Origin of the sequence: Pectobacterium jejuense (assembly GCF_026800125.1) — a bacterium.
GTDB lineage: Bacteria > Pseudomonadota > Gammaproteobacteria > Enterobacterales > Enterobacteriaceae > Pectobacterium > Pectobacterium jejuense.
Genome location: NZ_JAPQKX010000001.1, coordinates 357400 through 382421 on the forward strand (window position 1 = coordinate 357400; position 25022 = coordinate 382421).

The following is a 25022-nucleotide window of genomic DNA, read 5'->3' on the forward strand; positions in this document are numbered from 1 at the left end:
AGGATATTTATGAAGATAGCCATTCTGTCTCGTGATGGGGCGTTATATTCCTGCAAACGTCTGCGTGAAGCGGCTGAGGCGCGCCAACACAGCATTGAGATTATCGACCCGCTTTCTTGCTACATGAATATCAATTCGGCGGCGCCATCGGTGCATTACCGCGGGCGTCGGCTGGATAAATTTGATGCGGTTATTCCGCGTATCGGTTCACAGATCACGTTTTATGGTACGGCGGTATTGCGCCAGTTTGAAATGCTGGGCAGCTACCCGCTGAATAATTCTGTCGCCATCATTCGCGCTCGCGACAAGCTGCATTCATTGCAACTGCTTGCACGTGAGGGGATTGACCTGCCGATCACCGGATTTGCCCACTCGCCGGATGATACCGGCGATCTGATTGCGATGGTGGGCGGTGCGCCACTGGTTGTAAAACTAGTGGAAGGCACGCAGGGAATCGGGGTGGTATTGGCCGAAACGCGACAGGCGGCGGAAAGCGTGATTGATGCCTTTCGCGGGCTGAATGCGCACATTCTGGTGCAGGAGTACGTGCATGAAGCGCAGGGTAAAGATATCCGCTGTTTTGTGATCGGCAACCGCGTTGTTGCGGCGATTGAGCGACAGGCGAAAGCGGGGGAATTCCGTTCAAACCTGCATCGCGGCGGATCGGCGAATAAAGTGAAAATTACGGCGAAGGAGCGTGCGATTGCTATCAAGGCGACAAAAACGCTGGGGCTGAATATCGCGGGCGTCGATATCTTGCGTGCCGAACGGGGGCCGTTGGTGATGGAAGTTAACGCCTCGCCGGGGCTGGAAGGGATTGAAACGACGACCGGACTCGATATTGCCGACATGATGATTGAGTTTATTGAGCAAAATACCCAGAGGCGCTTCGCAATATCGGCAACAATAAGCAAAAGTTAGCTTTCTGAAACAGGGACCGCGCCGTAAAATACGGCGTTCCTTATTTTGGCGTGACGTACCGGACAGCGGCGCTATGCGGTACGTTACGTGTCGCGGAACGAGGAAAGCGGCACATGGGGCGCTTTTATCATGGCATCGTCGCGCAATATTCCGTAAGCTATGGGCCGTTTTTAAGGCTGTTTTTGTTTCAACATCGCTTCTGTGTAAACGGTGTTTTCTTTTCAACAACGCTGTCTGTACGGCGGCAGGTATGAGGCAAACATGATGGATTCACTCATCGTCCCGGATTTGGCTATGCTACGGCGGTGGCTGGATCAACTGAACATTCTGTATTTCGAATGTGATTCCTGCCAGGCGCTCCATCTTCCTCATATGCAAAATTTTGATGGCGTGTTCGATGCGAAAGTTGATCTGGTAGATAACGTGATCCTGTTTTCTGCCCTTGCCGAAGTGAAGCCCAGCGCGTTGATTCCTCTGGTTGGCGACCTGAGCCAAATCAATGCCAGCTCGTTGACCGTCAAGGCATTTATCGACGTTCAGGACGATAACCTGCCGAAGCTGATTGTCTGCCAGTCATTCAGCGTGGCCGCTGGCATGACGCTGGAACAGTTCAGACATTTCATGCAGCAGTCCGAAGAACAAATCTCAATGGTGATCCTTGAGGCCGGCGCTAATAATCTGCTGTTTATCGGCGAGGAAGAAGAGGGCTCTGCTGCCAGAGTCAATACCTCTCATCTGCATTGATACGGTTGCTGCCAACGGCAGCAATTGGTTTTACTTATTTTCCTTTCACCGCCATTTATTCTGGTTATTTCGCATTATTGCCAGATATTTCTCTTTGTTTGCCGCTAAACGCCTTCATCACATCGATAAAATGTGAATAAATAATCGTTAAAACCCATTTTTTACGTTCAAGTATGGTGCACACGATGTTGTGGGGTTATGCTTTATTCCTGTAAGACTCAGACAGCGGAATCAGTGCTATGTCTGTGTCTGGGCGAATAAAAATCGGTGCATACTCATTCACCGCTTGGATAGCGCGGCAGGACATATTTTGTATCGGAACGATACATACTACTCCCATGAATCACCCCCTTGAATGGAGGAAGGAACGGATGTTCACCCAACGTAAAAAATGGCTATCGGGTGTTGTTACCGGCTTGCTGATGGCCGCGTCCGTCACCGCATCTGCGGAAGAGAAAACGCTGCATGTTTATAACTGGTCCGACTATATCGCGCCGGACACGTTAGCCAATTTCCAGAAAGAAACCGGCATTAAAGTCGTCTATGACGTGTTTGACTCCAACGAAGTGTTGGAAGGCAAGCTCATGGCGGGCAGCACGGGTTTTGATCTGGTGGTACCTTCTGCCAGCTTCCTGGAGCGCCAGCTCTCTGCGGGAGTTTTTCAGCCATTAGACAAGAGCAAGTTACCGAATTACAAAAATCTGGATCCTGAGCTGATGAAGTTGATTGCACAGCACGATCCAGACAATAAATATGCCCTGCCTTACCTGTGGGCGACCACGGGCATCGGCTATAACGTTGAGAAAGTGAAAGCCGCGCTGGGTGCTGATGCACCGGTTGACAGCTGGGATCTGGTTCTGAAGCCAGAGAATCTGGAAAAACTGAAAAGCTGCGGTGTCTCCTTCCTGGATGCACCGGAAGAGATCTTCGCAACCGTGCTGAACTATCAGGGTAAAGATCCGAACAGTACTAAGCCGGGCGATTACACCACGTCAGCGACCGATCTGCTGCTGAAACTGCGTCCGAGCATTCGCTACTTCCATTCATCACAGTACATCAACGACCTGGCAAACGGCGATATCTGCGTCGCAGTAGGCTGGGCGGGCGATATCCTGCAGGCAGGAAACCGTGCGAAAGAAGCGAAGAACGGGGTGAATATCCAATACAGCATTCCGAAAGAGGGCGCACTGGCATTCTTTGATGTGCTTGCCATTCCAAAAGATGCTAAAAATCTTGATGAAGCTTATGCGTTTCTGGATTACCTGATGAAGCCGGAAGTGATGGCGGGAATCAGTAACCACGTGTATTACGCGAGCGGTAATCTGGCCTCCTTGCCGCTGGTGAACGCAGAGATTCGTAATAACCCAGGCGTTTATCCGCCAGCGGATGTGCGTGCCAAACTGTTTACGCTTAAGGTGCAATCTCCTCAGATTGACCGTACGCGTACGCGTGCATGGACTAAGGTTAAAAGCGGCAAGTAGCCTCTTGGATCTGAACCGTTACCCAAACGCTTGACGGTTGCTGGTTTCGGCAACCTGAGAATAGATGGGTATAAAACGTGGCAAAGAACAGGCGGATAATCCGCCTGTTCGCGCTCTATATTGTGTCACATCGCTGAATGCAAAAAGCGCCGAATGGCGGCATCTGCGGTGTGGCTTGTTCTGCTTTTGCCGGAGAGCAATGCGAAGTGAATGACGCGATCCCCCGCCCTCAATCAAAACCTCAAAAAGCAGCCACACCGCTGCTGGAAGTGCGTAACCTGACGAAGTCGTTCGACGGTCAGGCCGCCGTCGATGATGTCAGTCTGACTATTTATAAAGGCGAAATTTTTGCGCTGCTGGGGGCATCCGGCTGTGGGAAATCCACGCTGCTGCGTATGCTGGCGGGTTTTGAGCTTCCCACGCAAGGGCAGATTGTTCTGGATGGTCAGGATTTGTCATTGGTGCCGCCTTACCAGCGTCCCATCAATATGATGTTCCAGTCTTATGCGCTGTTCCCACACATGACGGTGGAAAAGAATATCGCGTTTGGTCTGAAGCAGGACAAACTGCCGCGTGCAGAAATCAAAGATCGTGTGGAAGAGATGTTGTCGCTGGTGCACATGCAAGAGTTCGCCAATCGTAAACCGCATCAGCTTTCCGGCGGTCAACGTCAGCGTGTTGCGCTGGCTCGCAGTCTGGCGAAGCGTCCCAAATTGCTGTTGCTGGACGAGCCGATGGGGGCGCTGGACAAGAAACTGCGCGACCGCATGCAGCTTGAAGTCGTCGATATTCTGGAACGCGTGGGTGTGACCTGTGTGATGGTGACGCACGATCAGGAAGAAGCCATGACGATGGCGGGCCGTATTGCGATTATGAATCGCGGTAAGTTCGTACAGATTGGCGAGCCGGAAGAGATTTATGAGCACCCGAACACGCGTTTCAGCGCGGAGTTCATCGGCTCGGTCAATATGTTTGAAGGGATCTTGCAGGAGCGTCAGGACGATGCGCTGATCATCAAAAGCCCTGGGCTGGTCCATCCGCTGAAGGTGGATTCGGATGTCTCGGTGATCGATGGCGTTCCGGTCTACATCGCGTTGCGTCCTGAGAAAATCATGCTGTGCGAAGAGGTGCCGGCTGATGGCTGTAACTTCGCGGTAGGGGAAGTGGTCCACATCGCCTATCTGGGCGACCTGTCGATTTACCACGTCAGGCTCAACAGCGGGCAAATCATCAGCGCGCAGTTACAAAATGCCTACCGCTATCGCAAGGGCACGCCGACCTGGGGAGATGAGGTCCGGCTGTGTTGGGATGCGGATAGCTGTGTGGTTCTGACGGTGTAGCGAGGAAGAATGTCATGACTCTATTTCCCGAACATAACACGGCGGAACCACCGGGCAAGGCCAGACTCTGGCTCCGTGTGCTGATGGCGCGCTGGCGTCAAAAACACGGACGCAAGCTGGTCATCGCGCTGCCATATCTGTGGCTGCTGCTGCTGTTCATGCTGCCGTTCCTGATCGTGTTCAAAATCAGTCTTGCAGAGATGGCGAGGGCGATCCCGCCTTATACCGATCTGGTTTCGTGGCTGGACGGCAAGCTGGATATTTCCCTGAACCTTGGGAATTACCTGCATCTGTTGGACGATCCGCTGTATTTCGATGCCTATATGCAATCGCTTCAGGTTGCTGCCGTGTCGACGCTGTGCTGCCTGCTTATCGGCTACCCGTTAGCCTGGGCTGTGGCACACAGTAAACCGTCGACGCGTAATATCCTGTTGTTGCTGGTGATTCTTCCATCGTGGACGTCATTCCTGATTCGCGTCTACGCCTGGATGGGGATTCTGAAAAATAACGGTATCCTGAATAACTTCCTGCTGTGGCTGGGCGTGATCGATGAACCGCTGGTTATTCTGCATACCAATTTGGCGGTGTATATCGGCGTTGTATATTCCTATCTGCCGTTTATGGTGCTGCCGATCTATACCGCGCTGATGCGTCTGGACTATTCGTTAGTGGAAGCGTCGTTGGATCTCGGCGCGCGACCGCTGAAAACCTTTTTCAGCGTGATCGTCCCCTTAACGAAAGGCGGAATTATCGCGGGCTCGATGCTGGTCTTTATCCCCGCGGTGGGGGAGTACGTGATTCCAGAACTGCTCGGCGGGCCGGACAGCATCATGATTGGCCGTATTCTGTGGCAGGAATTCTTCAATAACCGCGATTGGCCAGTGGCATCTGCCGTTGCCGTCGTCATGCTGCTGCTGTTGATTATGCCGATTATCTGGTTCCACAAACATCAGAGTAAAACGGCGGAGGGTGAAGCGTGAATAATTTACCTGTTGTTCGCTCACCGTGGCGTATTGTGATTTTGGTGCTGTGCTTTACGTTCCTCTATGCGCCGATGCTGATGCTGGTGATCTACTCGTTCAACAGCTCCAAGCTGGTGACCGTATGGGCTGGCTGGTCGGCACGTTGGTACGTCGAGCTGTTCCACAATACGGCGATGATCAGCGCAGTGCTCCTGAGCCTGACGATTGCTGCCGCCTCGGCAACGATGGCCGTGATTCTTGGGACGATCGCCGCCGTGGTCATGGTGCGTTTTGGCCGTTTCCGTGGCTCCAATGGGTTTGCCTTTATGCTGACAGCGCCGCTGGTTATGCCAGATGTGATTACCGGCCTGTCGCTGCTATTGCTCTTTGTGGCATTAGGGCATGCCATTGGCTGGCCAGCGGAAAGAGGGATGTTCACCATCTGGCTGGCACACGTCACGTTCTGTACCGCGTATGTCACCGTGGTGATCAGCGCGCGCCTGCGTGAGCTGGACCGTTCAATTGAAGAAGCGGCGATGGATCTGGGGGCGAACCCGCTCAAGGTGTTCTTCATTATCACGGTGCCGATGATTGCTCCTGCGCTACTTTCCGGCTGGCTGCTGGCGTTTACGCTGTCGCTGGACGATCTGGTTATCGCCAGCTTCGTAGCAGGGCCCGGCTCGACAACGCTGCCAATGCTGGTGTTCTCCAGCGTCAGAATGGGCGTTAATCCACAAATTAACGCATTGGCTTCCCTGATATTGTTAGTCGTTGGTATTATTGGGTTTATCGCCTGGTGGTTTATGGCGAGAGCAGAAAAGCAGCGCTATCGCGATATGCAAAAAGCGAGACGCGGCTGATTCGATCTCTCACCGTAATTTATTAGCCTAGCGAAGATGACCAGCAACGCCGCCAGAGTATGGGGGCGTTGCTGTTTTGTATGACAATCAAGTTTTGCATGACTATCAAGTTTTATATTGGCATCAGACTTTATATTGATGCTGTATTTTGGGCGGGTAAATGCCGCATGAAGGGAGAGCGTTGAAATTCTGTATATGAAGAAGGAAATAACACAACGCAAAGTTTATACCCCGGTGCCTGTGATGGTGGCGGGGATTGCGATTATTGCTACCCGCATTTTGGGGATTTTGCTGCTTGTCTGGGAGCTAGGGTTCAGCGATTTGAGCGGCTGGATTGGCAGTAACGCGGAAGCCTGGGATTCAACACTGGTGCTACTGCTGTCGCTGGTTGTCGTCGGCGTTGAAATTCGCTGTGGCTTTGCCGTTTTGGCCGGCGTGAACTGGGGGCGGTGGGGCTATGTGGCCTGTCAGGCCGTCGTGGTGTGTTACCTGCTGCTGGCATCGCTGAGTGAATTTATGCCGGCGATATTTCATATCTCAGGCGAGAACAATGCTGCCGTGCTGCATCAGCTCCTGCTGCAAAAGATCCCCGATCTTCTGGTGATTGTTTTACTGTTTCTGCCACGACGCAGTAAGCGTTTTTTTCTGCGGCAGAAATAGACATTTCTCTCTTATAAGCTACTCTGGCTGCAGGCGTCGCCCATAAATCGGCAAAAGGTCGCAGGGTGACGCCATCAGAGTGATATAATCCTCGCATTCCGTATTATTTTAATAGTTAGATTTCTATGCATTGTGCCCGCTACAGCACGGGAACCTGTCGTTCCTGCCAATGGCTGGAAAAAGCCTACCCGCAGCAATTGTCTGATAAACAGCAGCATCTTGAAGGTTTGCTACAACCGCATGCCGTGCAGCGCTGGTTGCCCGTGCAGCCTTCTGCGCAGTCTGCCTTTCGTAATAAAGCCAAAATGGTGGTGAGTGGCAGCGTGGAACGCCCGCTGCTGGGGATGCTACATCGTGATGGAACGGCGGTGGATCTCTGCGATTGTCCGCTTTATCCGTCCAGCTTTGCACCGATTTTCGACGTGCTTAAAGTCTTCATCGCTCGGGCGGGGCTAACGCCTTATAACGTGGCTCGACGCCGCGGGGAGCTGAAATACCTGCTGCTGACGGAAAGTACGCAGCACGGCACATTCATGCTGCGCTTTGTCTTACGCTCGGAAACCAAGCTGGCGCAGCTGCGTGCCGCATTGCCCTGGCTACAGCAGCAGTTGCCTCAGCTTGAGGTGATATCCGCCAATATTCAGCCCGTGCATCAGGCGATTATGGAAGGGAAAACGGAAATTATCCTGAGTGATGCTGCCGCGCTGGCTGAACAGTTCAATCAGGTGCCGTTGTATATCCGGCCACAAAGCTTTTTCCAGACGAACCCGCAGGTGGCAGCCGCCCTGTATGCGACGGCTCGCGACTGGGTGGCAGAGCTGAATATTACCAGCATGTGGGATCTGTTTTGCGGGGTAGGGGGTTTTGGCCTGCATTGTGCGTCATCGGAGATGCGTCTGACGGGGATTGAAATCAGCGCTGAGGCGATAGCCTGCGCGCGTCGCTCTGCGGAACAGTTAGGATTGAAGCAGGTGGAGTTTCAGGCGTTGGATTCAACGCAGTTTGCGACCGCTAAAGCGGAAATCCCGGATCTGGTGCTAGTCAACCCGCCGCGCCGTGGTATCGGCAGTGAACTGTGCGCCTACCTGAGCCGCATGGCACCGGACTATATTCTCTATTCCAGCTGTAACGCGGAAAGCATGGCGAAAGACATGACCGAGCTGACGAATTACCGTGCGCTGCGCGTACAGCTGTTCGACATGTTCCCGCACACGGCGCATTACGAAGTGCTGACGTTACTGAAACGCGCTTGATAAGCGATAACTATATGTAATAAAACAATATATTGATGACAGTTTACTACGTTATTGTATCCATGTTCGACAGTATGAAAGTTTCGGGCGTGTCAATTCTGGTGCTTTTCTATGATTTCATCACACGCCCGACAAGGAGCGCTCAACTGCCGCAGCTCCTTGACCACTGGCTTTTGGCGTGAATTGCGCCGCTGCGCGGTGCCTTCGGTGGTCGTTCCCGTTTTTCGAGCCGCCAGTGACGCGTTCCCGACGCGGCACTGTCTTTCGCGGCGTCCTGCCGCTCACTCGACGGTAACGATCACCTCAGCGCAATTTCTTACGCCTGGACGACAAAAAAGCGGCGTTATATGCATGATTTCATGCGATATCATACCGCTCAGATCGAACCTTATTGCGGGAACCACTTGTCGTTGATGGTTTTGTACGTGCCGTCCGCTTTGATGGCGTCCAGCGCTTTATTCAGTTTCTCCAGCAGCGCTTTGTCATCAGGACGAACGGCAATGCCAAGTCCGGTGCCGAAGTATTCCGCGTCAGTTACATGCTCGCCAACCGTTGCCAGTTCAGGGTTCGTTTTAATCCACTCGTTGACGACGGCGGTATCACCGAATACGCCATCAATACGGCCGTTTTTCAGATCCAGTACCGCGTTCTGGTAGCTGTCATAAGAAACGGTTTGCACTTCTGGGTGCTTATCATGCATGTACTTCTGGTGTGTCGTGCCGTTTTCCATACCAATGCGTTTGCCCTTCATCGCGGCAAAGTCGCTGAATTTCCCTTTCTGCGCGATAACCACGGCTGAGTTGGCATAGTACGGCTGCGTGAACGCGACCTGCTTGCTGCGCTCTGGCGTGATGTCCATACCGGAAATCACGGCGTCATAGCGACGGAATTTCAGCGCCGGGATCAGGCTGTCAAACGCCTGATTGGTGAACGTACAGGTCGCCTGCATTTGCTTACACAGCGCTTTCGCCAGATCCATATCGAAACCGACGATTTCGTTGCTGGCGTCCAGTGACTCAAATGGCGGGTAGGTAGCTGATGATGCAAAACGGATGGTGTCTGCGGCGGTGGCGCTGAAGGCGATTCCTGCCAGTAACGTGGCGAGCACTAATTTTTTCATTACCTACTCCTGTCTGTTTTTCTTATTGTTCATCAATAGACTTGCGGAAGGGTTCCGACGTCATGGCGATTACCATGCCATTGATTGAATTTATATGCAATTAAAATGATTAATGATTCGATTTATTGCATGTTTTTACATCAACTGGCAATAAAAAAAGCAGGCTATCAAAGCCTGCTTTCTAAGTAGATAAATGTGCGGATAAATGCAATAAGGATTAATTGCGGCGTTCGAATGCCAGCGAACGACGCTCGACCCAGCGCATCAGCAGCGTCAGTAACCCGTTGACGCACAGGTAGATAATCCCAGCGGCACCAAACACCATCACGTCATACGTCCGGCCGTACATCAACTGGCTGTAGCCCATGACTTCCATCAGCGTGATGGTGTAAGCCAGTGAGGTACTCTTAAACACCAGCACCACTTCATTTGAATAAGAAGACAGCGCGCGTTTAAACGCAAACGGCAGCAAAATACGTAATGTCTGCTTCTGGTCCATGCCCAGCGCGGCACAGGATTGCCACTGCCCGGCGGGAATCGCTTTTACCGCGCCATAGAACAGCTGCGTAGTATAAGCCGCGCTATTGAGCGCCAGTGCCACCATCGCACATAGCCACGGCTGTGAAAGCAGGTTCCACAGCCAGGGGATTTGCTGGATAGAGGTAAATTGCCCAGGGCCGTAGTAAATCAGAAAGATTTGCACCAGCAGCGGCGTACCGGTAAACAGCGTAATGTAGCCTTTCGCCAACAGCGATATGACCGGCGTTTTGAGCGTCAGCACCACAGTCAGCAGCAGCGACAACACCAGTGCCACGACGATGGAGACCGCCGTTAAGGTCAGGCTGGTATGCAGGCCTTTTACGAGCTCAGGTAAATAAGCGAGCATCAGGAAGGCCTCCGCTCAAAACGTGTGGTGCGCAGTTCAATGCGTTTCAGCACGTACTGACTTAACAGCGTAATAATCAAATAGATCGCCGCCGCGACAACGTACCAGGTAAAGGGCTCCTGCGTCCGTGTCGCAATGCTTTTAGTTTGCAGCATCAAATCGTTCACGCTGATCAGCGACACCAGCGCGGTATCTTTCAGCAATACCAGCCACTGATTACCCAATCCCGGCAGGGCGTGACGCCACATCTGCGGCATAATCAGACGGAAAAAGATCGCGGCTTTGCTGAGTCCCAGCGCCTGACCCGATTCCCATTGCCCTTGCGGAACGGCTTTCAGCGCGCCGCGTAGCGTTTGGGAGGCGTAGGCCGCATACAGCAGCGCCAGCGCAATCACGCCGCACAGGAATGGGCTGATTTCAAACATGCCGATATCCAGTTTTACCGGAATATGCACGATGAAGAGATTCAGGGTAAACCCGTCTGCCAGCATCATCAGCAGCTGAGAAGAGCCGAAATAGATGAACAGCACGACCAGAATTTCTGGCAGGCCGCGCAGCAGCGTCACGACGGCGGTTCCCGTCCAGCTAACGGCTTTCCAGCGGACAGTTTCCCAAACGGCAAACAGCATCGCCAGCACGAGGCCGAGCACCAGTGCACAAACGGCAAGGCCGACGGTCATCCCGGCGGCGCTTGCAAGAGGTTGAAATTCAATCATTGAGCGTCAGATTACTGCTGGAACCATTTTTTGTAGATGGTCTCGTAAGTACCATCCTGCTTGATTTTGTTGAGCGCAGTGTCGAATTTCTTCAGCAGCTCATCGTTGTTCTGGCGCACGGCGATGCCCAGACCGATACCGAAGTAACCTTTATCCGTCACCTTCTGGCCTACGGTGCTCAACGTATCGTTTTGTTTCAGCCATTCGTTAACTACGGCGGTATCACCGAACACGGCATCCAGACGACCATTTTTCAGATCCAGTACGGCATTCTGGTAGCTGTCGTAAGGCACGGTTTTGATATCGCTATGCTTTTCCATCAGGTATTTCTGGTGGGTGGTGCCATTCTGTACGCCAACGCGTTTGCCTGTCAGCGCGGCGATATCGGCCACTTTCCCTTTCTGGGCAATAAACTGCGCGGAGTTATCATAGTAAGGCTGGGTGAACGACACCTGCTGCTGACGTTCAGGCGTAATATCCATTCCCGCGATGACGGCTTCGAAGCGACGGAATTTCAGGCCAGGGATCAGGCTGTCGAAAGCCTGATTGCTGAACGTGCAGGTTGCCTGCATTTCTTTGCACAGCGCATTGGCCAGATCGATATCAAAACCCTGGATCTGGTTATTAGCATCGACAAATTCGAACGGAGGGTAGGAGGCTTCCGTCGCGAAACGGATAGTGTCTGCGGCATTAGCAGAGGCGGCACCAACGGCGAATAAGGCTGCAACAATCAATTTTTTCATTATCATTTTCCTGATAGTAATCAATGTGACAAATAACCAGCGAATTCAGGCGTCTGCGGCTGGGTAAAGTGCGTCGCATCCCCTTGTTCAACGATGCGGCCGTTTTCCATATACACCACACGGCTGGCCGTTTTACGGGCAAATTCAACTTCGTGGGTCACAATCACCTGCGTAATGCCGGTTTCTGCCAATTCACGGATGATGTTGACGACCTGAGCGGTAATTTCTGGATCCAGCGCGGCAGTCGGTTCATCAAACAGTAGAACCTGAGGTTCCATCATCAGCGCACGGGCAATCGCGACACGCTGTTGCTGTCCGCCAGAAAGATGAAGAGGGAAGCGATCGGCAAAGTCATTGAGGCGCAGGCGCGTCAGCAGCTTGTCGGCCCGCGCTTTCGCTTCTTCCTTACTCAGCCCCAGCACACGGCAGGGCGCTTCGATCAGGTTCTGCACCACGGTCAGATGCGGCCACAAATTATATTGCTGGAACACCATCCCGACATTCTGACGCAATTCACGGATCGCGCTGTCGGATGGCGTGCGCTGAAAATCAAACTGATTACCGGCGATGGAAAGCTTGCCAGAACGTGGCATTTCCAACAGATTAAGAACGCGTATCAGCGAGCTCTTTCCCGCACCGCTGGGACCAAGAAGCACCAGCGTTTCACCCGCAGGACAATCGAGGGTGATATCAAATAGCGCCTGGTATGTGCCGTAGAAACAGTTAATGCCGTTTAGTTGAATACTCATGCGTAAGAATTGAATAGACATTGATGCGGCGAATGTTAACGTCGGCAGAATAGTTATGCAATCACCGTGGGTTAAAATTTGCCAATAAGCGATTTGTTGGTTAAATAATAGCACAAAATAGTGACTTACGACTGAGCACGCGCTTTCTCATCAGCAGCGCTGAGTATTGACATTAAAACGTAGTGAAAGGAGACGACATGCAATTATCCACTACGCCGAATCTGGAAGGCTTCACCATTACTGAATATTGTGGCGTCGTGACTGGCGAGGCCATTCTGGGTGCGAACATCTTCCGTGACTTTTTTGCCAGTATCCGCGATGTCGTCGGCGGCCGCTCCGGTGCCTATGAGAAGGAACTGCGTAAGGCGCGGCAGATTGCGTTCAAAGAATTACAGGAGCAAGCCGAAGATTTAGGGGCGAACGCCATTGTGGGCATTGATCTTGACTATGAAACCGTCGGGAAGGACGGCAGTATGCTGATGGTGACCGTTAGCGGTACTGCAGTAAAAGTTCGCCGCTAATCGCTTATACTCGTCATACTTCAAGTTGCATGTGCGTTGGCTGCGTTCACTCACCCGAATCACTTACTCAAGTAAGCTCATCGGGATTCTCTCTCTTGCCGCCTTCCTGAAACTCGAATTATTTAGAGTATATATAGTGGGTTGGCGAAGAGATGGTGTGTAAAGCGTATATAGTGGAATAACGATGTTGAAATGGATGGTCTGCATAGCGCTGGGGTTGTTGGCGGGTTGCCAATCAGCCTCTTCGTTGAAAGAACAGAATAATTATGTGCTGGAGACGGCATTGCAGTCGCGAGCGCAGGAATCGCGTATCCGCTTTCTGGTGATTCACTATACGGCGGAAGACTTTGCCACCTCGCTGAATATTCTGACGGATGAGCACGTCAGCGCCCATTATCTGATTCCAGCCCACCCACCTTTGCAGCGCGGCAAGCTGCTTGCCTGGCAACTGGTGCCGGAATCTCAGGCAGCCTGGCATGCTGGAGCCAGCAGCTGGCGCGGATTTAGTCGACTGAATAATTCCTCAATTGGTATTGAGATTGAAAACGCAGGCTATCAACGCACGCTAACGGGCTATACGTGGGAGCCGTTTACCGCCTCGCAGATTCAGCTTGTGACTGCGATCGCCCGCGATATTGTCGACCGCTATCAGATTGCGCCGCAGAACGTGGTGGCGCACAGCGATATTGCCCCACAGCGCAAACAAGACCCTGGGCCGCTGTTCCCCTGGCAGGCGCTGGCGCAAGCAGGCATTGGTGCCTGGCCGGATGCGCAGCGGGTAGCATTTTATTTAAACGGACGACCGACGATGCATCCGGTGGATGAAGCGGTTCTGCTGGAAAAGCTCGGGCGCTATGGCTACTCGGTGCAGGACACGATGACCACGCGTGAGAAGCGGCAGGTGATCGCCGCTTTCCAGATGCATTTCCGCCCCGAGAACTATCAAGGCCAGCCGGATGCGCAGAGTGAAGCGATTGTCGACGCGCTGCTGGAGAAATACGGCAGCCGCTAAACCGTTTCCTTCTCTGCCAGTTTCGCAATACGCGCCGCCATACCACGGAAGATAAACAGGTGAGCAGGCATCATCAGGAACCAGTAGACTAGCCCGTTGAACCCAGAAGGGTGCCAGCGGGCGCGGACGTCGACGGTTCGGTGAGTGCCTTTGTCCGTGATAGTAAAGTTGAGTTTCCCCAGCCCCGGTGCTTTCATGCCGAATAACAGCACCAACTGACGTTGTGGCTTGATCGAGATAACCTTCCAGCCGTCAATCTTGTCGCCCACTTCCAGCGTTGGACGCTCGGGGCGTCCATAAGTGACGCCGTTACCGCAAAGATCGTCCAGCCGGGCGCGGATGTTCCACAGCGTATTCGCGTAAAAATAGCCTTCCTTGCCGCCGACCTGCTGGATGACTTGCCAGAGCGCCTGACTGGAGGCTGTCGTCTCTATCGTATGGCCTGCCTGTTTAGGGTAAAAACCGTAATTTGGCTTCCAGCGTGCGCGGACCTCTGTATCATCGCCCCAGTCGGCCTGCTGTACGCTCTCCATTTCGCTTTGCAGCGTGAGGCGCACGGCGTCATCAAAGCTCATCAGCGTTTGTGGGATTAATGCCTGCAATTCGCTGCCATCGGCCTGTAAGTCGTGTTTTAGCCCCTGAATGAGGGCGCGGGCTATGGAGGGAGGAACCGAGGTCACCAGATGCAAGAACCAGACGGACACCAGATGCGTCGGCATGGGAACGGGAATCAGCAACCGGCGTTTGCCGCTTATCTGGATGAAACGCTCGAACATGGTCTGGTAGCTGATGTATTCGGGGCCTGCGGCATCCATGATGCGGTTTTCTGTCGCGGGATGCTGCGCGATGCCGATCAGATACACCAGCAGGTTTTCCAGTGCAATGGGGGACGATTTAGAACGCACCCAGCGCGGCGGCGTCAGTATCGGCAGGTTATAGACCATATCGCGCATGATCTCGAACGCCGCAGAACCGGTACCGATAATAATGCCTGCACGCAGTTCTGTGACGGGAATACCGCTGCTGCGTAAAACATCTCCCGTGATCTGGCGTGCCTGCATGTGCGGTGAGGTATCGTCTTTCGCCTGAAGCGACCCCAGATAAATAATCTGTTTTACATTGCTGGAGGCCAGTGCCAGCAGCAGGTTCATGGCGGTCATTCGTTCTCTTGCGACGAAGTCCGCACCGTCCCCCATGCTGTGCACCAGATAATAGATCGTCTCCGCGCCCCACAGACCATCAGGCAGGCTTTCTGGCTTAGCGAGATCAACCTGCTGGCAGTCGACGCCCGGCCAATTGCGTGACGCGAGGGATTCGATATTCCGACCGGCAGCGATGACTCGGTTGCCTTGTTTGCTCAAGCGTTCGGTTAAATGGCGGCCAATGTAGCCAGTTGCGCCCAGAATCAGGATCGGGGCTGAGGGGGATGTCATGTGCCAGCGGCTCCACAGCAAAATATAACCATGGCTTACTATAATCGGGAAAAGGCAAATCTGGAAAAGACAAATCGGGAAAAGATGAATAGGGAAAGGGCAAAAAGCGATGAAAACTATGGCGTTAATGCTCGTCTGAAACCAAGCGTGATTTAACATAGCCTACCTGCCCGATAGCTGAAGCTATCGGGCAGAAGGGGGTAAAACGCGGGCGTATCAGGCCAGAACGGTGTCGCCTTGCAGCTGGCAACTACAGGCTAAAACATAACCCTGTTCGATCTCGGCTGGTGTTAGCGTCATGGTACTGCTGGTGGTGTAATTACCAGATAGCACGCGGGTTTTACAGCTCCCGCAAACACCGGCGCGGCAGGCGGCGACAACTGGCACCTTATTGGCTTCCAGTGCGGCCAGCAGACTGATGCCGACCGGAACGCGCAGGTTTTTCAGCGGACGGCTGATGGTCAGCGTGAGCTGATCGGCATCTTCATCCAGTACTTCATCTGCCGGGCGGAACTGTTCTTTGAAGATGCGGTTTGAGGCAACGCCAAGCTGCTGACTCAGGGTTTCAATCTGGTTCATGTAAGGTGCTGGGCCGCAGGTCATCACGGTGCGGCTGGCGATATCCGGCACGTGTTCGACCAGCAGGTCGCCGCTGATACGTCCAGAGAGGAAACCGGGCGCAGCGTCAAACTCTGCCATCAGCGTCAGATGCAACTGCTGCGGATAGCGCTGCACCAGATCCTGCCATTCTTTGGCGAAGATCACCTGCAACGGATTGCGCACGTTGAAAATAACGTGGATATCGGTTTGCGGTTTGTTTGCCAGCAGCCAGCGGCACATCGACATAATCGGCGTGACGCCACAGCCTGCTGCCGCCATCAGGTAACGATCGCTGACCGCGTTGGCGCAGGTAAACTCGCCCTGTGCATCGGACAGCCACAGATAATCACCGACTTTCAGCGCTTGGGTCAGCCAGCGGGAACCGACGCCGTCGTCCAGTCTTCTGACCGTCAAGGTAATAAAACGGCTGAGGCCTGGTGAAGATGAAATCGTATAAGCCCGTAGCGTCTCCGCGCTGTTGGCAATGCTGACTAACGCATACTGACCCGGCTGATACGGATAAAAATCATGATTAACCAGTGAAATCGTCCAGACATCAGGCGTTTCCTGAGTAATCGAATGTACCTGCATGCGGTTAGAGCAAAGCGGTGTCGGCCCAATCTGTAGTGCGGGCATAGTCATAATCAATCTCCATAACAAACGGGTACGGTGAAGCGTGTAAAAATGGCGGCCCATAAGACAGTGGGCTTAGCGTGAGGCATCAATGCCGACACCTCACGCTGCGTGACGAGGAACGCGCTCCTCCGTCCGCATTGATTTATCAAGCGGCCAGAATGGTGTTCATGTCCTGTTCAACGGTGGTAATCGCTCGCATACCGAATTTGTCGTTCAGAATGGCAAGCAGGTTGTCCGTCAGGAAACCCGGAGCCGTTGGCCCGGTGTAGATATTCTTCACGCCGAGGGACAGCAGGGTGAGCAGGATGACAATCGCTTTCTGTTCAAACCAGGACAGCACCAGACTCAGCGGCAGGTCGTTCACGCCACAGCCCAGTTTCTCCGCCAGCTTAACGGCCAGAATAATTGCCGCGTAGGCGTCATTACACTGGCCGACATCTAGCAGACGTGGCAGGCCTTCCAGCGTACCGAAGTCCAGTTTGTTGAAACGGTATTTACCACAAGCCAGCGTCATGATCAGGCAATCTTGCGGAACGTTCAGCGTAAAGTCAGTGAAGTAGCTACGTTCTTCACGGCTACCGTCACATCCGCCAACCAAGAAGACGTGGCGCAGTTTTTTCTGTGCAACCAGATCGATTACGGTATCCGCGGCGCTCAGCAGGGTTTCACGACCAAAACCGACGGTGATCATGTGCTCGATTTCGCTGTATGGGAAACCAGCCAGACCCTGTGCCTGTTCGATAACCGGGCTGAAATCGTCGCCTTCCAGGTGGTTCACGCCCGGCCAGCCAACGATGCTACGCGTCCAGATGCGGTCGCCGTAGTTGCCTACGTTTGGATCGATAATGCAGTTGGAGGTCATGACGATTGCGCCAGGGAATTTGGCAAACTCAGTCTGCTGGTTCTGCCAGCCGCTGCCGTAGTTACCTGCCAGATGCTTGAATTTTTTCAGCTCTGGGTAACCGTGTGCAGGCAGCATTTCACCGTGGGTATAAATATTCACGCCGGTGCCTTCGGTTTGCTCCAGCAGCATGCGCAGATCTTTCAGGTCATGACCCGAAATCAGAATCGCTTTACCCGCAATTGGGCGGACGTTAACGGAGGTTGGCTGTGGATGGCCGTAAGCATTAGTCTCGCCATGGTCGAGGATCGCCATAACGTTGAAGTTCATTTTGCCGATGCCCATTGCGTTGTTCAGCAGGGTGTCAACATCGGATGGCTGTGTACCCAGCCACGCCATGAAGGCGTGATATTCGGCATAGATCGCGTTGTCATACTGACCGAGAACGTGGGCGTGCTCCATATAAGCTGCCGCACCTTTCAGGCCGTAAAGGTTGAGCATGCGCAAACCGTGAACGTCGTCACCAACGCTGGCTTTATCGCTGTCCAGCGCAAAATCCGCCGCCTGTTGCAGTAAGGTCGGAATATCGTTACCCGCCAGTTGCAGGGCTGCCATTGGATGATCTACGGTCGCGGTGGCATCGTGCAGACGGCAGCGAACAGCCAATGATTCACGCAGTGTAATGGCTTCCTGTGCGTAGCCAATAATGCGCTGGGAATCGAAGTTAACATTAGTCAGCGTAGAGAAGAAGGCGCGTGGCGCAAAGTTGTCGACATCGTGATCAATGATATCCAGCTCGCGCGCTTTCAGCGCCCAGGCAGAAAGCCCTTGCAGCACAGCGACCAGCAGGTCTTGCAGATCGGAGGTTTCTGCGGTTTTGCCGCACATGCCCTGCGCGTAAGAGCAGCCGTTTCCAACAGGGGTACGAATCGTTTGTTCACATTGCACACAAAACATAATGACTTCCTTTTTTTAAGTTGCATTTTAAATGCTTGTTTAAAGCATAGTGTTAGCCGAGGCAGGTAAAAAGGCTTTTTTACTGCAACTTTAGGTAAATTTGATTTAGCGCAAGTTTGGCGATGGGCAATGAAAATCACTCTCAATCACAGCCCATAAACGAGGGGGGAAACGGTGCTCAGTGTGCGCTTATGAAGAAAATAACGCCATCAATATGGGAGCTGCGAGGCTTAATAAGAAACCATGTACGATGGCAGCAGGTACGACATCGATACCCGCGCTGCGCTGCAAAACGGGCAGCGTGAAATCCATCGAGGTGGCGCCGCAAAGGCCTAATGCACCGGAGCGATTACGCTGTGCTAGCACGGGAACCAGCATAATCGCCAGTAGCTCGCGAGTCAGGTCGTTGAAAAACGCGGTGCTGCCGATGACAGGCCCGAGGGCATCGGTCAGCAGAATGCCCGACAGCGAATACCATCCATAGCCGGATGCCATCGCCAGACCGGTTTTCAGCGGCAGACCCAGAATCCATGCGGCCAGCAGGCCACCACCGAGCGCACTGATACCGACGATAAGTGCGATGACCAGACCGCGACGGTTTAATACGATTTGGCGCAGCGTCATCCCGCTGTTACGCAGTTGAACGCCCACGAGAAAGAGCAGGAATATCAGGGCATATTCGCTACCTTTACTGGCGTAGGTGAACCCCGGCCATTGCGTTAAGCCCAGCAAAAAACCACCGAATACCACGCCACAGAGTTTGAACGATTCAAGGATCATTCGCAGTCTGGACGGCGGAGTCGCGTCTTTGTACTTGCTACGCCATGCGCTGCGTTTTTCCCACAGCCACAAGGCAATGCCGTTTGCCGCGACAATACAGAAAGCGAAGACGGCGGTGTAACGGAAGATCAGTAACAAATTGCTGCTGAGATTTTCCAGAAAAGCCAGGCTTATGCCCATCAAAAACAGAATAACGTACACCATCCAACTCAGCAGTTGGTTAACCCGCTGTAATCCTTTTTTGCCGCGCAGCGGTACCAGATAGCCAATGATGAGCGGTAATAAAATAATTAATAATCCTGAATACATCACAGAATTGATGTCCTTACGCGAGAAAAACGGCGCTAACCCGTATTTTAGGATTGGCGGGGGTTGCCGTAGTTAAACCATGAGGCTTTTCTTCTTCAGTTCTAACCCGATAGGCATCGACACGGCAGAAACACAAACCGTGCGTTGATAACATCGTCATTAACAGCATCGTGGGATTCATCGGCTACACTTGGCGGGAAGAAAAACGATAATCTATTAAAATTAAACAAATTATCGGAGTGAGTAAAGCGCTGTCTGGCAGGATATTCTATACAGTGAGCATTTTTGCAGCATAAACTCGCAGGCAGCTGCTACAGGAGAGAAAGATGCATCTGGAAAGTATTGAAATCCTGGGATTTCGGGGAATCAATCGTTTGTCGCTGGCGCTGGACGAGAACAACGTACTGATTGGTGAGAACGCCTGGGGGAAATCAAGCCTGCTGGATGCGCTTTCGCTGCTGCTGGCACCGACGTTGCCGCTTTACCATTTTGATATGCAGGATTTTCACTTCACGCCGGGAGATGAAAATAGTCGGGAAAAGCACCTTCAGGTTATTTTCACGTTCTGCGAGACGGCACCTGGCCATCATCTATCTCCTCGCTACCGTTCGCTTAGTCCCGTTTGGGTGGAAGGCGAGGCGTCGCTATACCGCGTTTTTTATCGATTAGAAGGTGAGGTGGACGAAAGTCAGTCGGTCTTCACCTGGCGCAGCTTTCTGGACGCCGACGGGCACCCGATACCGCTGGATGATATTGATGAACTGGCCAGAGAAATTATCCGCCTGCATCCGGTGCTGCGGCTGCGTGACGCACGTTTTATGCGGCGTTTGCGCTCAGGGACGCTGGCTGCGACGTTAGATAGCAGCAATGAAAAGCTGGCTCAGCAGTTCGAGCAACTGATGCGTGAACTGGTGCAAAATCCGCAGAAGCTGACGGATAAAGAGCTGCGTCAGGGGCTGGTGGCGATGCGGCAACTGCTGGAGCACTATTTTTCCGAGCAGAATGCCACAGGTAATGACCGGCGCCATCATCGGCATGCGCGAACGCATAACGGTAAATCGTGGCGATCGCTGGACAACATCAATCGCCTGATTGCTGATCCCAATAGCCGCAGTCGCCGAATTATCCTGCTGGAGTTGTTTTCTACGCTGTTACAGGCGAAAGGAGCGGTTGCGTTGGATCCCCATGCGCGTCCGCTTTTGCTGATTGAAGACCCGGAAACCCGGCTGCACCCGATTATGCTATCCGTCGCCTGGGGGCTTTTGGTGCAGTTGCCACTCCAAAAAGTCACCACAACGAATTCAGGCGAGCTGCTGTCGCTGGTGCCGATGGAGCAGGTGTGCCGTCTGGTGCGGGAATCCTCACGGGTGGCGACATACCGCATTGGTCGCCAGGGGATGAGTGCGGAAGATAGCCGACGCATTGCATTTCACATTCGTATGAATCGACCCGCGTCACTCTTTGCCCGCTGCTGGCTGCTGGTGGAAGGGGAAACCGAAGTTTGGATGCTGAATGAACTGGCGCGCCAATGTGGACATCATTTTGAGGCAGAAGGGGTGAAAGTGATTGAATTTGCCCAGTCTGGGCTCCGGCCATTGCTGAGGTTCGCACGTCATATGGGGATTGAATGGCATGTGCTGGTCGATGGCGACGATGCAGGGAAAAAATATGCCGCGACGGCAAAAAGCATGTTAACCGTACAGGACGAGCGCGAGCGCGATCATTTGACCGTCTTGCCCGCATCGGACATGGAACACTACATGTACCGTGAGGGATTCAGCCACGTTTATCACCGCATCGCGCAGTTGCCGGAAAAAGTGCCGCTCTCGATGCATAAAATCATCATCAAGGCTATCCATCGTTCATCCAAGCCCGATCTGGCGATTGAAGTAGCGATGGAAGCCGCGGCGATGGGCAGCGAGGCAATCCCACCGCTTATTCGCAGCATGTTCTCCCGCGTACTGTGGCTAGCCCGCGGGCGTGCGGATTAGTGTAAACATATAAAAAAATGCCGTTCGATATAACGAACGGCATTTGTCGCATTATAGTCATTTTACGGTTTAGCGTAGCGTGTTCTGAGTAGACGTGTAGGGTGTAGCAGGGGTCAGGATGCGGCCTCGGCGACTTGCGGGACGATCAGGCAGGCATGATTGCCTTTCGGCCCTTGATGAACATCAAACCTGACAACCTGTCCGGCTTTCAGAGTCCGGTAGCCATCCATTTGAATGGTTGAGTAGTGCGCGAAGATATCGTCACCGCCCCCTTCTGGACAGATAAAACCAAACCCTTTGGCATTATTGAACCATTTAACAGTACCTGTCTCCATGCATTGACATCCTTCGCAAGAGTATTCTTTTCAGTAAGGTGTGGTTATTTGGTTACTACGAATACGAATTGATTAAAACCCCATCAATTCATCCGTACACTTTAGTGAAATCGATCCCGGCGTCAAGCGATCCACCGCGTGGTAAGGAGGGCAGTGTGTCAAAGTTTGATGCAGATAACGCTATTGATGAACCCACGATCGTGTTGCGTAATCAAGATATCGGTTACAGGCCTTGAATTTTGCTTTCCGGGAACCATTTAATCCCTCAGGTGGTAAAATAAAAAGCAGACGTGCTACTGTAAATGTAGAGATACCCGTCATCTTTCAAGTCGCAGGCGCTCACCTCCTGCTTCTCGGATCTATTAGGAATAAACAGACCAATGTCGTGAGTCGCGATATTCGTTACATGATGTGGATAGAGAATGGGAAACAACAGTACGTGGTCACAATCTGAGAACCTGACCGCCGATAAACAGAAAGAAAAATTGCAGCCGCCTTCCATGTATAACGTGGTGTTGAATAACGATGATTACACCCCGATGGAATTTGTTATTGACGTTCTGCAAAAGTTCTTTTCTTATGATATTGAACGTGCCACACAGCTTATGTTAACCGTGCATTATCAGGGTAAAGCGATTTGCGGCGTATTCAGCGCTGAAGTGGCTGAGACCAAGGTCGTACAAGTCAATCGTTATGCCAGAGAAAATGAGCACCCGCTGCTCTGTACGCTGGAAAAAGCCTGAAGTCAGGCGATTTATTGGGAGAGGTGCCTATGCTCAATCAAGAACTGGAACTCAGTCTCAACATGGCTTTCGCCAGAGCGCGTGAGCACCGACACGAGTTTATGACCGTGGAGCACCTGCTGTTGGCTCTGCTCAGTAACCCAGCCGCCCGTGAAGCATTGGAAGCCTGCACGGTAGATTTAGCTGCGCTGCGTCAGGAACTGGAAGCGTTCATTGAGCAAACCACACCAACATTACCGCAGAGTGACGACGAGCGCGAAACTCAGCCCACGCTCAGCTTCCAGCGCGTACTCCAACGCGCCGTCTTCCACGTGCAGTCCTCTGGCCGCAGCGAAGTGTCCGGTGCCAACGTCCTGGTCGCCATTTTTAGCGAACAGGAGTCTCAGGCCGCCTACCTGCTGCGCAAGCATGACGTCAGCCGTCTGGATGTGGTGAATTTTATTTCTCACGGCACGCGTAAAGAAGAATCCGATCAGGCGCCGAACCCTGAAAGTCCCGTCAATGAAGAACAGGCAGGAGGGGAAGATCGTATGGAAAACTTCACCACCAATCTGAATCAACTGGCTCGCGTTGGCGGTATCGATCCGCTCATTGGCCGGGATAAGGAACTGGAGCGCACGATTCAGGTATTGTGCCGCCGCCGTAAAAATAACCCGCTGCTGGTCGGCGAATCTGGCGTCGGTAAAACGGCGATTGCTGAAGGGCTGGCCTGGCGTATTGTGCAGGGTGATGTACCGGAAGTGATGGCGGAGTGCACGCTGTACTCGCTGGATATCGGCGCGCTACTCGCAGGCACCAAATACCGCGGTGACTTTGAAAAACGCTTCAAGGCGCTGTTGAAACAGTTGGAACAGGATAAAAACAGCATTCTGTTCATTGATGAAATCCACACGATTATCGGCGCGGGTGCGGCGTCTGGCGGTCAGGTTGATGCGGCTAATCTGATTAAACCGCTGCTTTCCAGCGGCAAGATTCGCGTTATCGGCTCGACCACCTATCAGGAGTTCAGCAATATCTTTGAAAAGGATCGGGCGCTGGCGCGTCGTTTCCAGAAAATCGATATCACTGAACCTAGCGTGGAAGAAACCATACAAATCATTAATGGCCTGAAGCCGAAGTATGAGGCTCACCATGATGTTCGCTATACGTCGAAAGCGGTTCGTGCGGCGGTAGAGCTGGCGGTGAAATACATCAACGATCGTCACCTGCCTGATAAAGCGATTGATGTGATCGATGAAGCGGGCGCGCGCAGCCGTCTGGTGCCGGTTAGCAAACGTAAGAAAACGGTCAACGTGAGTGACATCGAATCGGTTGTCGCTCGTATCGCCCGTATTCCTGAAAAAACTGTCTCCGCCAGCGATCGCGATGTGCTGAAAAACCTCAGCGATCGCCTGAAAATGCTGGTGTTTGGGCAGGACAAGGCAATCGAAGCGCTGTCCGAATCGATCAAGATGAGTCGTGCAGGGTTGGGTCAGGAGCGTAAACCGGTTGGTTCCTTCCTGCTTGCTGGTCCTACCGGTGTCGGTAAGACGGAAGTTACGTTACAGCTGGCCAAGGCGCTGGATATCGAACTGCTGCGCTTTGATATGTCCGAATACATGGAACGCCATACGGTTAGCCGTTTGATTGGTGCACCTCCGGGCTATGTGGGCTACGATCAGGGCGGTCTGCTAACGGATGCCGTGATTAAGCATCCTCACGCGGTGCTGCTGTTGGATGAGATCGAAAAAGCGCATCCTGACGTCTTTAACCTGCTGTTGCAGGTGATGGATAACGGTACGCTGACGGACAACAATGGCCGTAAAGCGGATTTCCGCAATGTCATTGTTGTCATGACCACCAACGCAGGCGTGCGGGAAACACAGCGTAAATCCATTGGTATCATCCATCAGGACAACAGTACGGATGCGATGGAAGAGATCAAAAAGGTCTTTACGCCGGAGTTCCGCAACCGTCTGGATGGCATTATTTGGTTCAACCATCTGTCGACTGACGTCATTCAGCAGGTTGTCGATAAGTTTATCGTAGAGCTTCAGGCGCAGTTGGATGCGAAAGGCGTATCGCTGGAAGTGAGCGATGAAGCGCGCGACTGGCTGGCAGAAAAAGGCTACGACAAAGCGATGGGTGCCCGACCAATGGCACGCGTGATGCAGGAAAGCCTCAAGAAACCGCTGGCCAACGAGCTGCTGTTTGGTTCGCTGGTGGACGGTGGCTCTGTTACGGTGGAACTGGATAAAGAGACGCAACAGCTGACGTACGGCTTCCAGAGCGCACAGAAGCGGAAAGCAGAAAGCGTTAATTAATCAATACGTGTGATCTAAGAGGGATGCTGAGGCATCCCTTTTTTATTGGACCGCAAACCGCTCTTGGTGCGCTATTTTGCATTATGGTCCAGTTAAAAACACGATTCTTGGATCTTTTCGGATAGG

At 52.8% G+C, this 25022-nt stretch carries 23 protein-coding genes; 13 read left to right on the forward strand and 10 right to left on the reverse strand.

The genetic code is table 11. The features are described 5' to 3' along the window. Positions 1-9: 9 nt before the first annotated feature. From rimK to rlmC, 8 genes are all read left to right on the forward strand, one after another. Positions 10-921, forward strand: a complete 912-nt coding sequence (gene rimK / locus NXT09_RS01655; protein WP_205550870.1) for a 30S ribosomal protein S6--L-glutamate ligase — start codon at positions 10-12, stop codon at positions 919-921. 264 nt (positions 922-1185) lie between these two features. Next, on the forward strand, positions 1186-1665 hold the full coding sequence (locus tag NXT09_RS01660) for a type III secretion system chaperone family protein (protein ID WP_010277290.1): 480 nt from the start codon (positions 1186-1188) through the stop codon (positions 1663-1665). 371 nt (positions 1666-2036) lie between these two features. Then, on the forward strand, positions 2037-3146 hold the full coding sequence (gene potF, locus NXT09_RS01665) for a spermidine/putrescine ABC transporter substrate-binding protein PotF (RefSeq protein WP_095994334.1): 1110 nt from the start codon (positions 2037-2039) through the stop codon (positions 3144-3146). Positions 3147-3352: 206 nt separating this feature from the next. Next, positions 3353-4486, forward strand: a complete 1134-nt coding sequence (potG, locus tag NXT09_RS01670; protein WP_240585705.1) for a putrescine ABC transporter ATP-binding subunit PotG — start codon at positions 3353-3355, stop codon at positions 4484-4486. Positions 4487-4500: 14 nt separating this feature from the next. Further along, positions 4501-5466 (forward strand): putrescine ABC transporter permease PotH, encoded by a 966-nt coding sequence (potH, locus tag NXT09_RS01675; protein ID WP_010277280.1) that lies wholly within the window; start codon positions 4501-4503, stop codon positions 5464-5466. Then, the gene (potI, locus tag NXT09_RS01680) at positions 5463-6308 is read left to right on the forward strand and encodes a putrescine ABC transporter permease PotI (RefSeq protein ID WP_039357800.1); all 846 of its coding nucleotides are present in this window, start codon (positions 5463-5465) and stop codon (positions 6306-6308) included. Before potH ends, potI begins: the two co-directional genes overlap by 4 nt. Before the next feature lie 207 nt (positions 6309-6515). After that, positions 6516-6968 carry a YbjO family protein gene (locus NXT09_RS01685; RefSeq protein WP_268578886.1) on the forward strand — a complete coding sequence of 151 codons (453 nt, stop codon included), beginning with the start codon at positions 6516-6518 and terminating at the stop codon, positions 6966-6968. Between the two features lie 125 nt (positions 6969-7093). Next, positions 7094-8221, forward strand: a complete 1128-nt coding sequence (gene rlmC / locus NXT09_RS01690) for a 23S rRNA (uracil(747)-C(5))-methyltransferase RlmC (protein WP_268578626.1) — start codon at positions 7094-7096, stop codon at positions 8219-8221. A gap of 388 nt (positions 8222-8609) precedes the next feature. Here the strand turns inward: rlmC and artJ (NXT09_RS01695) are convergent, their stop codons facing one another. The 5 genes from artJ (NXT09_RS01695) to artP form a co-directional block, all read right to left on the reverse strand. After that, positions 8610-9341, reverse strand: coding sequence for an arginine ABC transporter substrate-binding protein (gene artJ, locus NXT09_RS01695; RefSeq protein ID WP_010306608.1), 732 nt, complete (start codon positions 9339-9341; stop codon positions 8610-8612). 217 nt (positions 9342-9558) lie between these two features. Next, positions 9559-10227 (reverse strand): arginine ABC transporter permease ArtM, encoded by a 669-nt coding sequence (artM, locus tag NXT09_RS01700; protein ID WP_010277266.1) that lies wholly within the window; start codon positions 10225-10227, stop codon positions 9559-9561. Continuing rightward, entirely contained in the window at positions 10227-10943 is a 717-nt protein-coding gene (gene artQ / locus NXT09_RS01705; RefSeq protein WP_240585124.1) for an arginine ABC transporter permease ArtQ, read from the reverse strand. The genes artM and artQ overlap by 1 nt, the downstream gene beginning before the upstream one ends. 11 nt (positions 10944-10954) lie before the next feature. Next, on the reverse strand, positions 10955-11686 hold the full coding sequence (gene artJ, locus NXT09_RS01710) for an arginine ABC transporter substrate-binding protein (RefSeq protein WP_010306421.1): 732 nt from the start codon (positions 11684-11686) through the stop codon (positions 10955-10957). 20 nt (positions 11687-11706) lie between these two features. Next, entirely contained in the window at positions 11707-12435 is a 729-nt protein-coding gene (artP, locus tag NXT09_RS01715) for an arginine ABC transporter ATP-binding protein ArtP (protein ID WP_280927623.1), read from the reverse strand. A 197-nt stretch (positions 12436-12632) separates the two neighbouring features. On the opposite strand from artP, the gene NXT09_RS01720 reads away from it, so the two are divergent. Then, a complete protein-coding gene (locus NXT09_RS01720) occupies positions 12633-12956 on the forward strand; it encodes a heavy metal-binding domain-containing protein (protein WP_005967367.1) in 324 nt (107 codons plus the stop codon). Positions 12957-13140: 184 nt separating this feature from the next. Beyond that, positions 13141-13968 (forward strand): N-acetylmuramoyl-L-alanine amidase, encoded by an 828-nt coding sequence (locus NXT09_RS01725; protein WP_268578627.1) that lies wholly within the window; start codon positions 13141-13143, stop codon positions 13966-13968. On the opposite strand, the gene NXT09_RS01730 is transcribed toward NXT09_RS01725, so the two are convergent. From NXT09_RS01730 to NXT09_RS01745, 4 genes are all read right to left on the reverse strand, one after another. After that, entirely contained in the window at positions 13965-15401 is a 1437-nt protein-coding gene (locus NXT09_RS01730; RefSeq protein WP_268578629.1) for a DUF2867 domain-containing protein, read from the reverse strand. The genes NXT09_RS01725 and NXT09_RS01730 overlap by 4 nt on opposite strands. 216 nt (positions 15402-15617) lie before the next feature. Then, positions 15618-16643: an NADH oxidoreductase gene (gene hcr / locus NXT09_RS01735; protein WP_268578630.1), complete on the reverse strand. Its 1026-nt coding sequence runs from the start codon at positions 16641-16643 to the stop codon at positions 15618-15620. Between the two features lie 139 nt (positions 16644-16782). Beyond that, complete coding sequence (gene hcp, locus NXT09_RS01740) at positions 16783-18435, reverse strand: hydroxylamine reductase (protein ID WP_039532868.1); 1653 nt, start codon at positions 18433-18435, stop codon at positions 16783-16785. 189 nt (positions 18436-18624) lie between these two features. Next, entirely contained in the window at positions 18625-19524 is a 900-nt protein-coding gene (locus NXT09_RS01745; protein WP_268578887.1) for a LysO family transporter, read from the reverse strand. Between the two features lie 326 nt (positions 19525-19850). On the opposite strand from NXT09_RS01745, the gene NXT09_RS01750 reads away from it, so the two are divergent. Next, positions 19851-21515 (forward strand): ATP-dependent endonuclease, encoded by a 1665-nt coding sequence (locus tag NXT09_RS01750; RefSeq protein WP_268578631.1) that lies wholly within the window; start codon positions 19851-19853, stop codon positions 21513-21515. A gap of 113 nt (positions 21516-21628) precedes the next feature. Here NXT09_RS01750 and cspD read toward each other — a convergent pair whose 3' ends face one another. After that, positions 21629-21850, reverse strand: coding sequence for a cold shock-like protein CspD (cspD, locus tag NXT09_RS01755; RefSeq protein WP_010277240.1), 222 nt, complete (start codon positions 21848-21850; stop codon positions 21629-21631). Positions 21851-22272: 422 nt separating this feature from the next. Between cspD and clpS the strand changes: the two genes are divergently transcribed. Both clpS and clpA read left to right on the forward strand, forming a co-directional pair. Next, positions 22273-22593, forward strand: a complete 321-nt coding sequence (gene clpS, locus NXT09_RS01760) for an ATP-dependent Clp protease adapter ClpS (RefSeq protein WP_005967385.1) — start codon at positions 22273-22275, stop codon at positions 22591-22593. Between the two features lie 29 nt (positions 22594-22622). Next, the gene (gene clpA / locus NXT09_RS01765; protein ID WP_268578632.1) at positions 22623-24896 is read left to right on the forward strand and encodes an ATP-dependent Clp protease ATP-binding subunit ClpA; all 2274 of its coding nucleotides are present in this window, start codon (positions 22623-22625) and stop codon (positions 24894-24896) included. Positions 24897-25022: the final 126 nt, after the last annotated feature.

What these genes read in the sequence shown, in the direction of transcription:
- rimK (WP_205550870.1), top strand. Translation starts at nt 10, where the DNA reads ATGAAGATAGCCATTCTGTCTCGTGATGGGGCGTTATATTCCTGCAAA.
- NXT09_RS01660 (WP_010277290.1), top strand. Translation starts at nt 1,186, where the DNA reads ATGGATTCACTCATCGTCCCGGATTTGGCTATGCTACGGCGGTGGCTG.
- potF (WP_095994334.1), top strand. Translation starts at nt 2,037, where the DNA reads ATGTTCACCCAACGTAAAAAATGGCTATCGGGTGTTGTTACCGGCTTG.
- potH (WP_010277280.1), top strand. Translation starts at nt 4,501, where the DNA reads ATGACTCTATTTCCCGAACATAACACGGCGGAACCACCGGGCAAGGCC.
- rlmC (WP_268578626.1), top strand. Translation starts at nt 7,094, where the DNA reads ATGCATTGTGCCCGCTACAGCACGGGAACCTGTCGTTCCTGCCAATGG.
- artJ (WP_010306608.1), bottom strand. Translation starts at nt 9,341, where the DNA reads ATGAAAAAATTAGTGCTCGCCACGTTACTGGCAGGAATCGCCTTCAGC.
- artM (WP_010277266.1), bottom strand. Translation starts at nt 10,227, where the DNA reads ATGCTCGCTTATTTACCTGAGCTCGTAAAAGGCCTGCATACCAGCCTG.
- artQ (WP_240585124.1), bottom strand. Translation starts at nt 10,943, where the DNA reads ATGATTGAATTTCAACCTCTTGCAAGCGCCGCCGGGATGACCGTCGGC.
- artJ (WP_010306421.1), bottom strand. Translation starts at nt 11,686, where the DNA reads ATGAAAAAATTGATTGTTGCAGCCTTATTCGCCGTTGGTGCCGCCTCT.
- artP (WP_280927623.1), bottom strand. Translation starts at nt 12,435, where the DNA reads ATGAGTATTCAACTAAACGGCATTAACTGTTTCTACGGCACATACCAG.
- NXT09_RS01720 (WP_005967367.1), top strand. Translation starts at nt 12,633, where the DNA reads ATGCAATTATCCACTACGCCGAATCTGGAAGGCTTCACCATTACTGAA.
- NXT09_RS01725 (WP_268578627.1), top strand. Translation starts at nt 13,141, where the DNA reads ATGTTGAAATGGATGGTCTGCATAGCGCTGGGGTTGTTGGCGGGTTGC.
- NXT09_RS01730 (WP_268578629.1), bottom strand. Translation starts at nt 15,401, where the DNA reads ATGACATCCCCCTCAGCCCCGATCCTGATTCTGGGCGCAACTGGCTAC.
- hcr (WP_268578630.1), bottom strand. Translation starts at nt 16,643, where the DNA reads ATGACTATGCCCGCACTACAGATTGGGCCGACACCGCTTTGCTCTAAC.
- hcp (WP_039532868.1), bottom strand. Translation starts at nt 18,435, where the DNA reads ATGTTTTGTGTGCAATGTGAACAAACGATTCGTACCCCTGTTGGAAAC.
- NXT09_RS01745 (WP_268578887.1), bottom strand. Translation starts at nt 19,524, where the DNA reads ATGTATTCAGGATTATTAATTATTTTATTACCGCTCATCATTGGCTAT.
- NXT09_RS01750 (WP_268578631.1), top strand. Translation starts at nt 19,851, where the DNA reads ATGCATCTGGAAAGTATTGAAATCCTGGGATTTCGGGGAATCAATCGT.
- cspD (WP_010277240.1), bottom strand. Translation starts at nt 21,850, where the DNA reads ATGGAGACAGGTACTGTTAAATGGTTCAATAATGCCAAAGGGTTTGGT.
- clpS (WP_005967385.1), top strand. Translation starts at nt 22,273, where the DNA reads ATGGGAAACAACAGTACGTGGTCACAATCTGAGAACCTGACCGCCGAT.
- clpA (WP_268578632.1), top strand. Translation starts at nt 22,623, where the DNA reads ATGCTCAATCAAGAACTGGAACTCAGTCTCAACATGGCTTTCGCCAGA.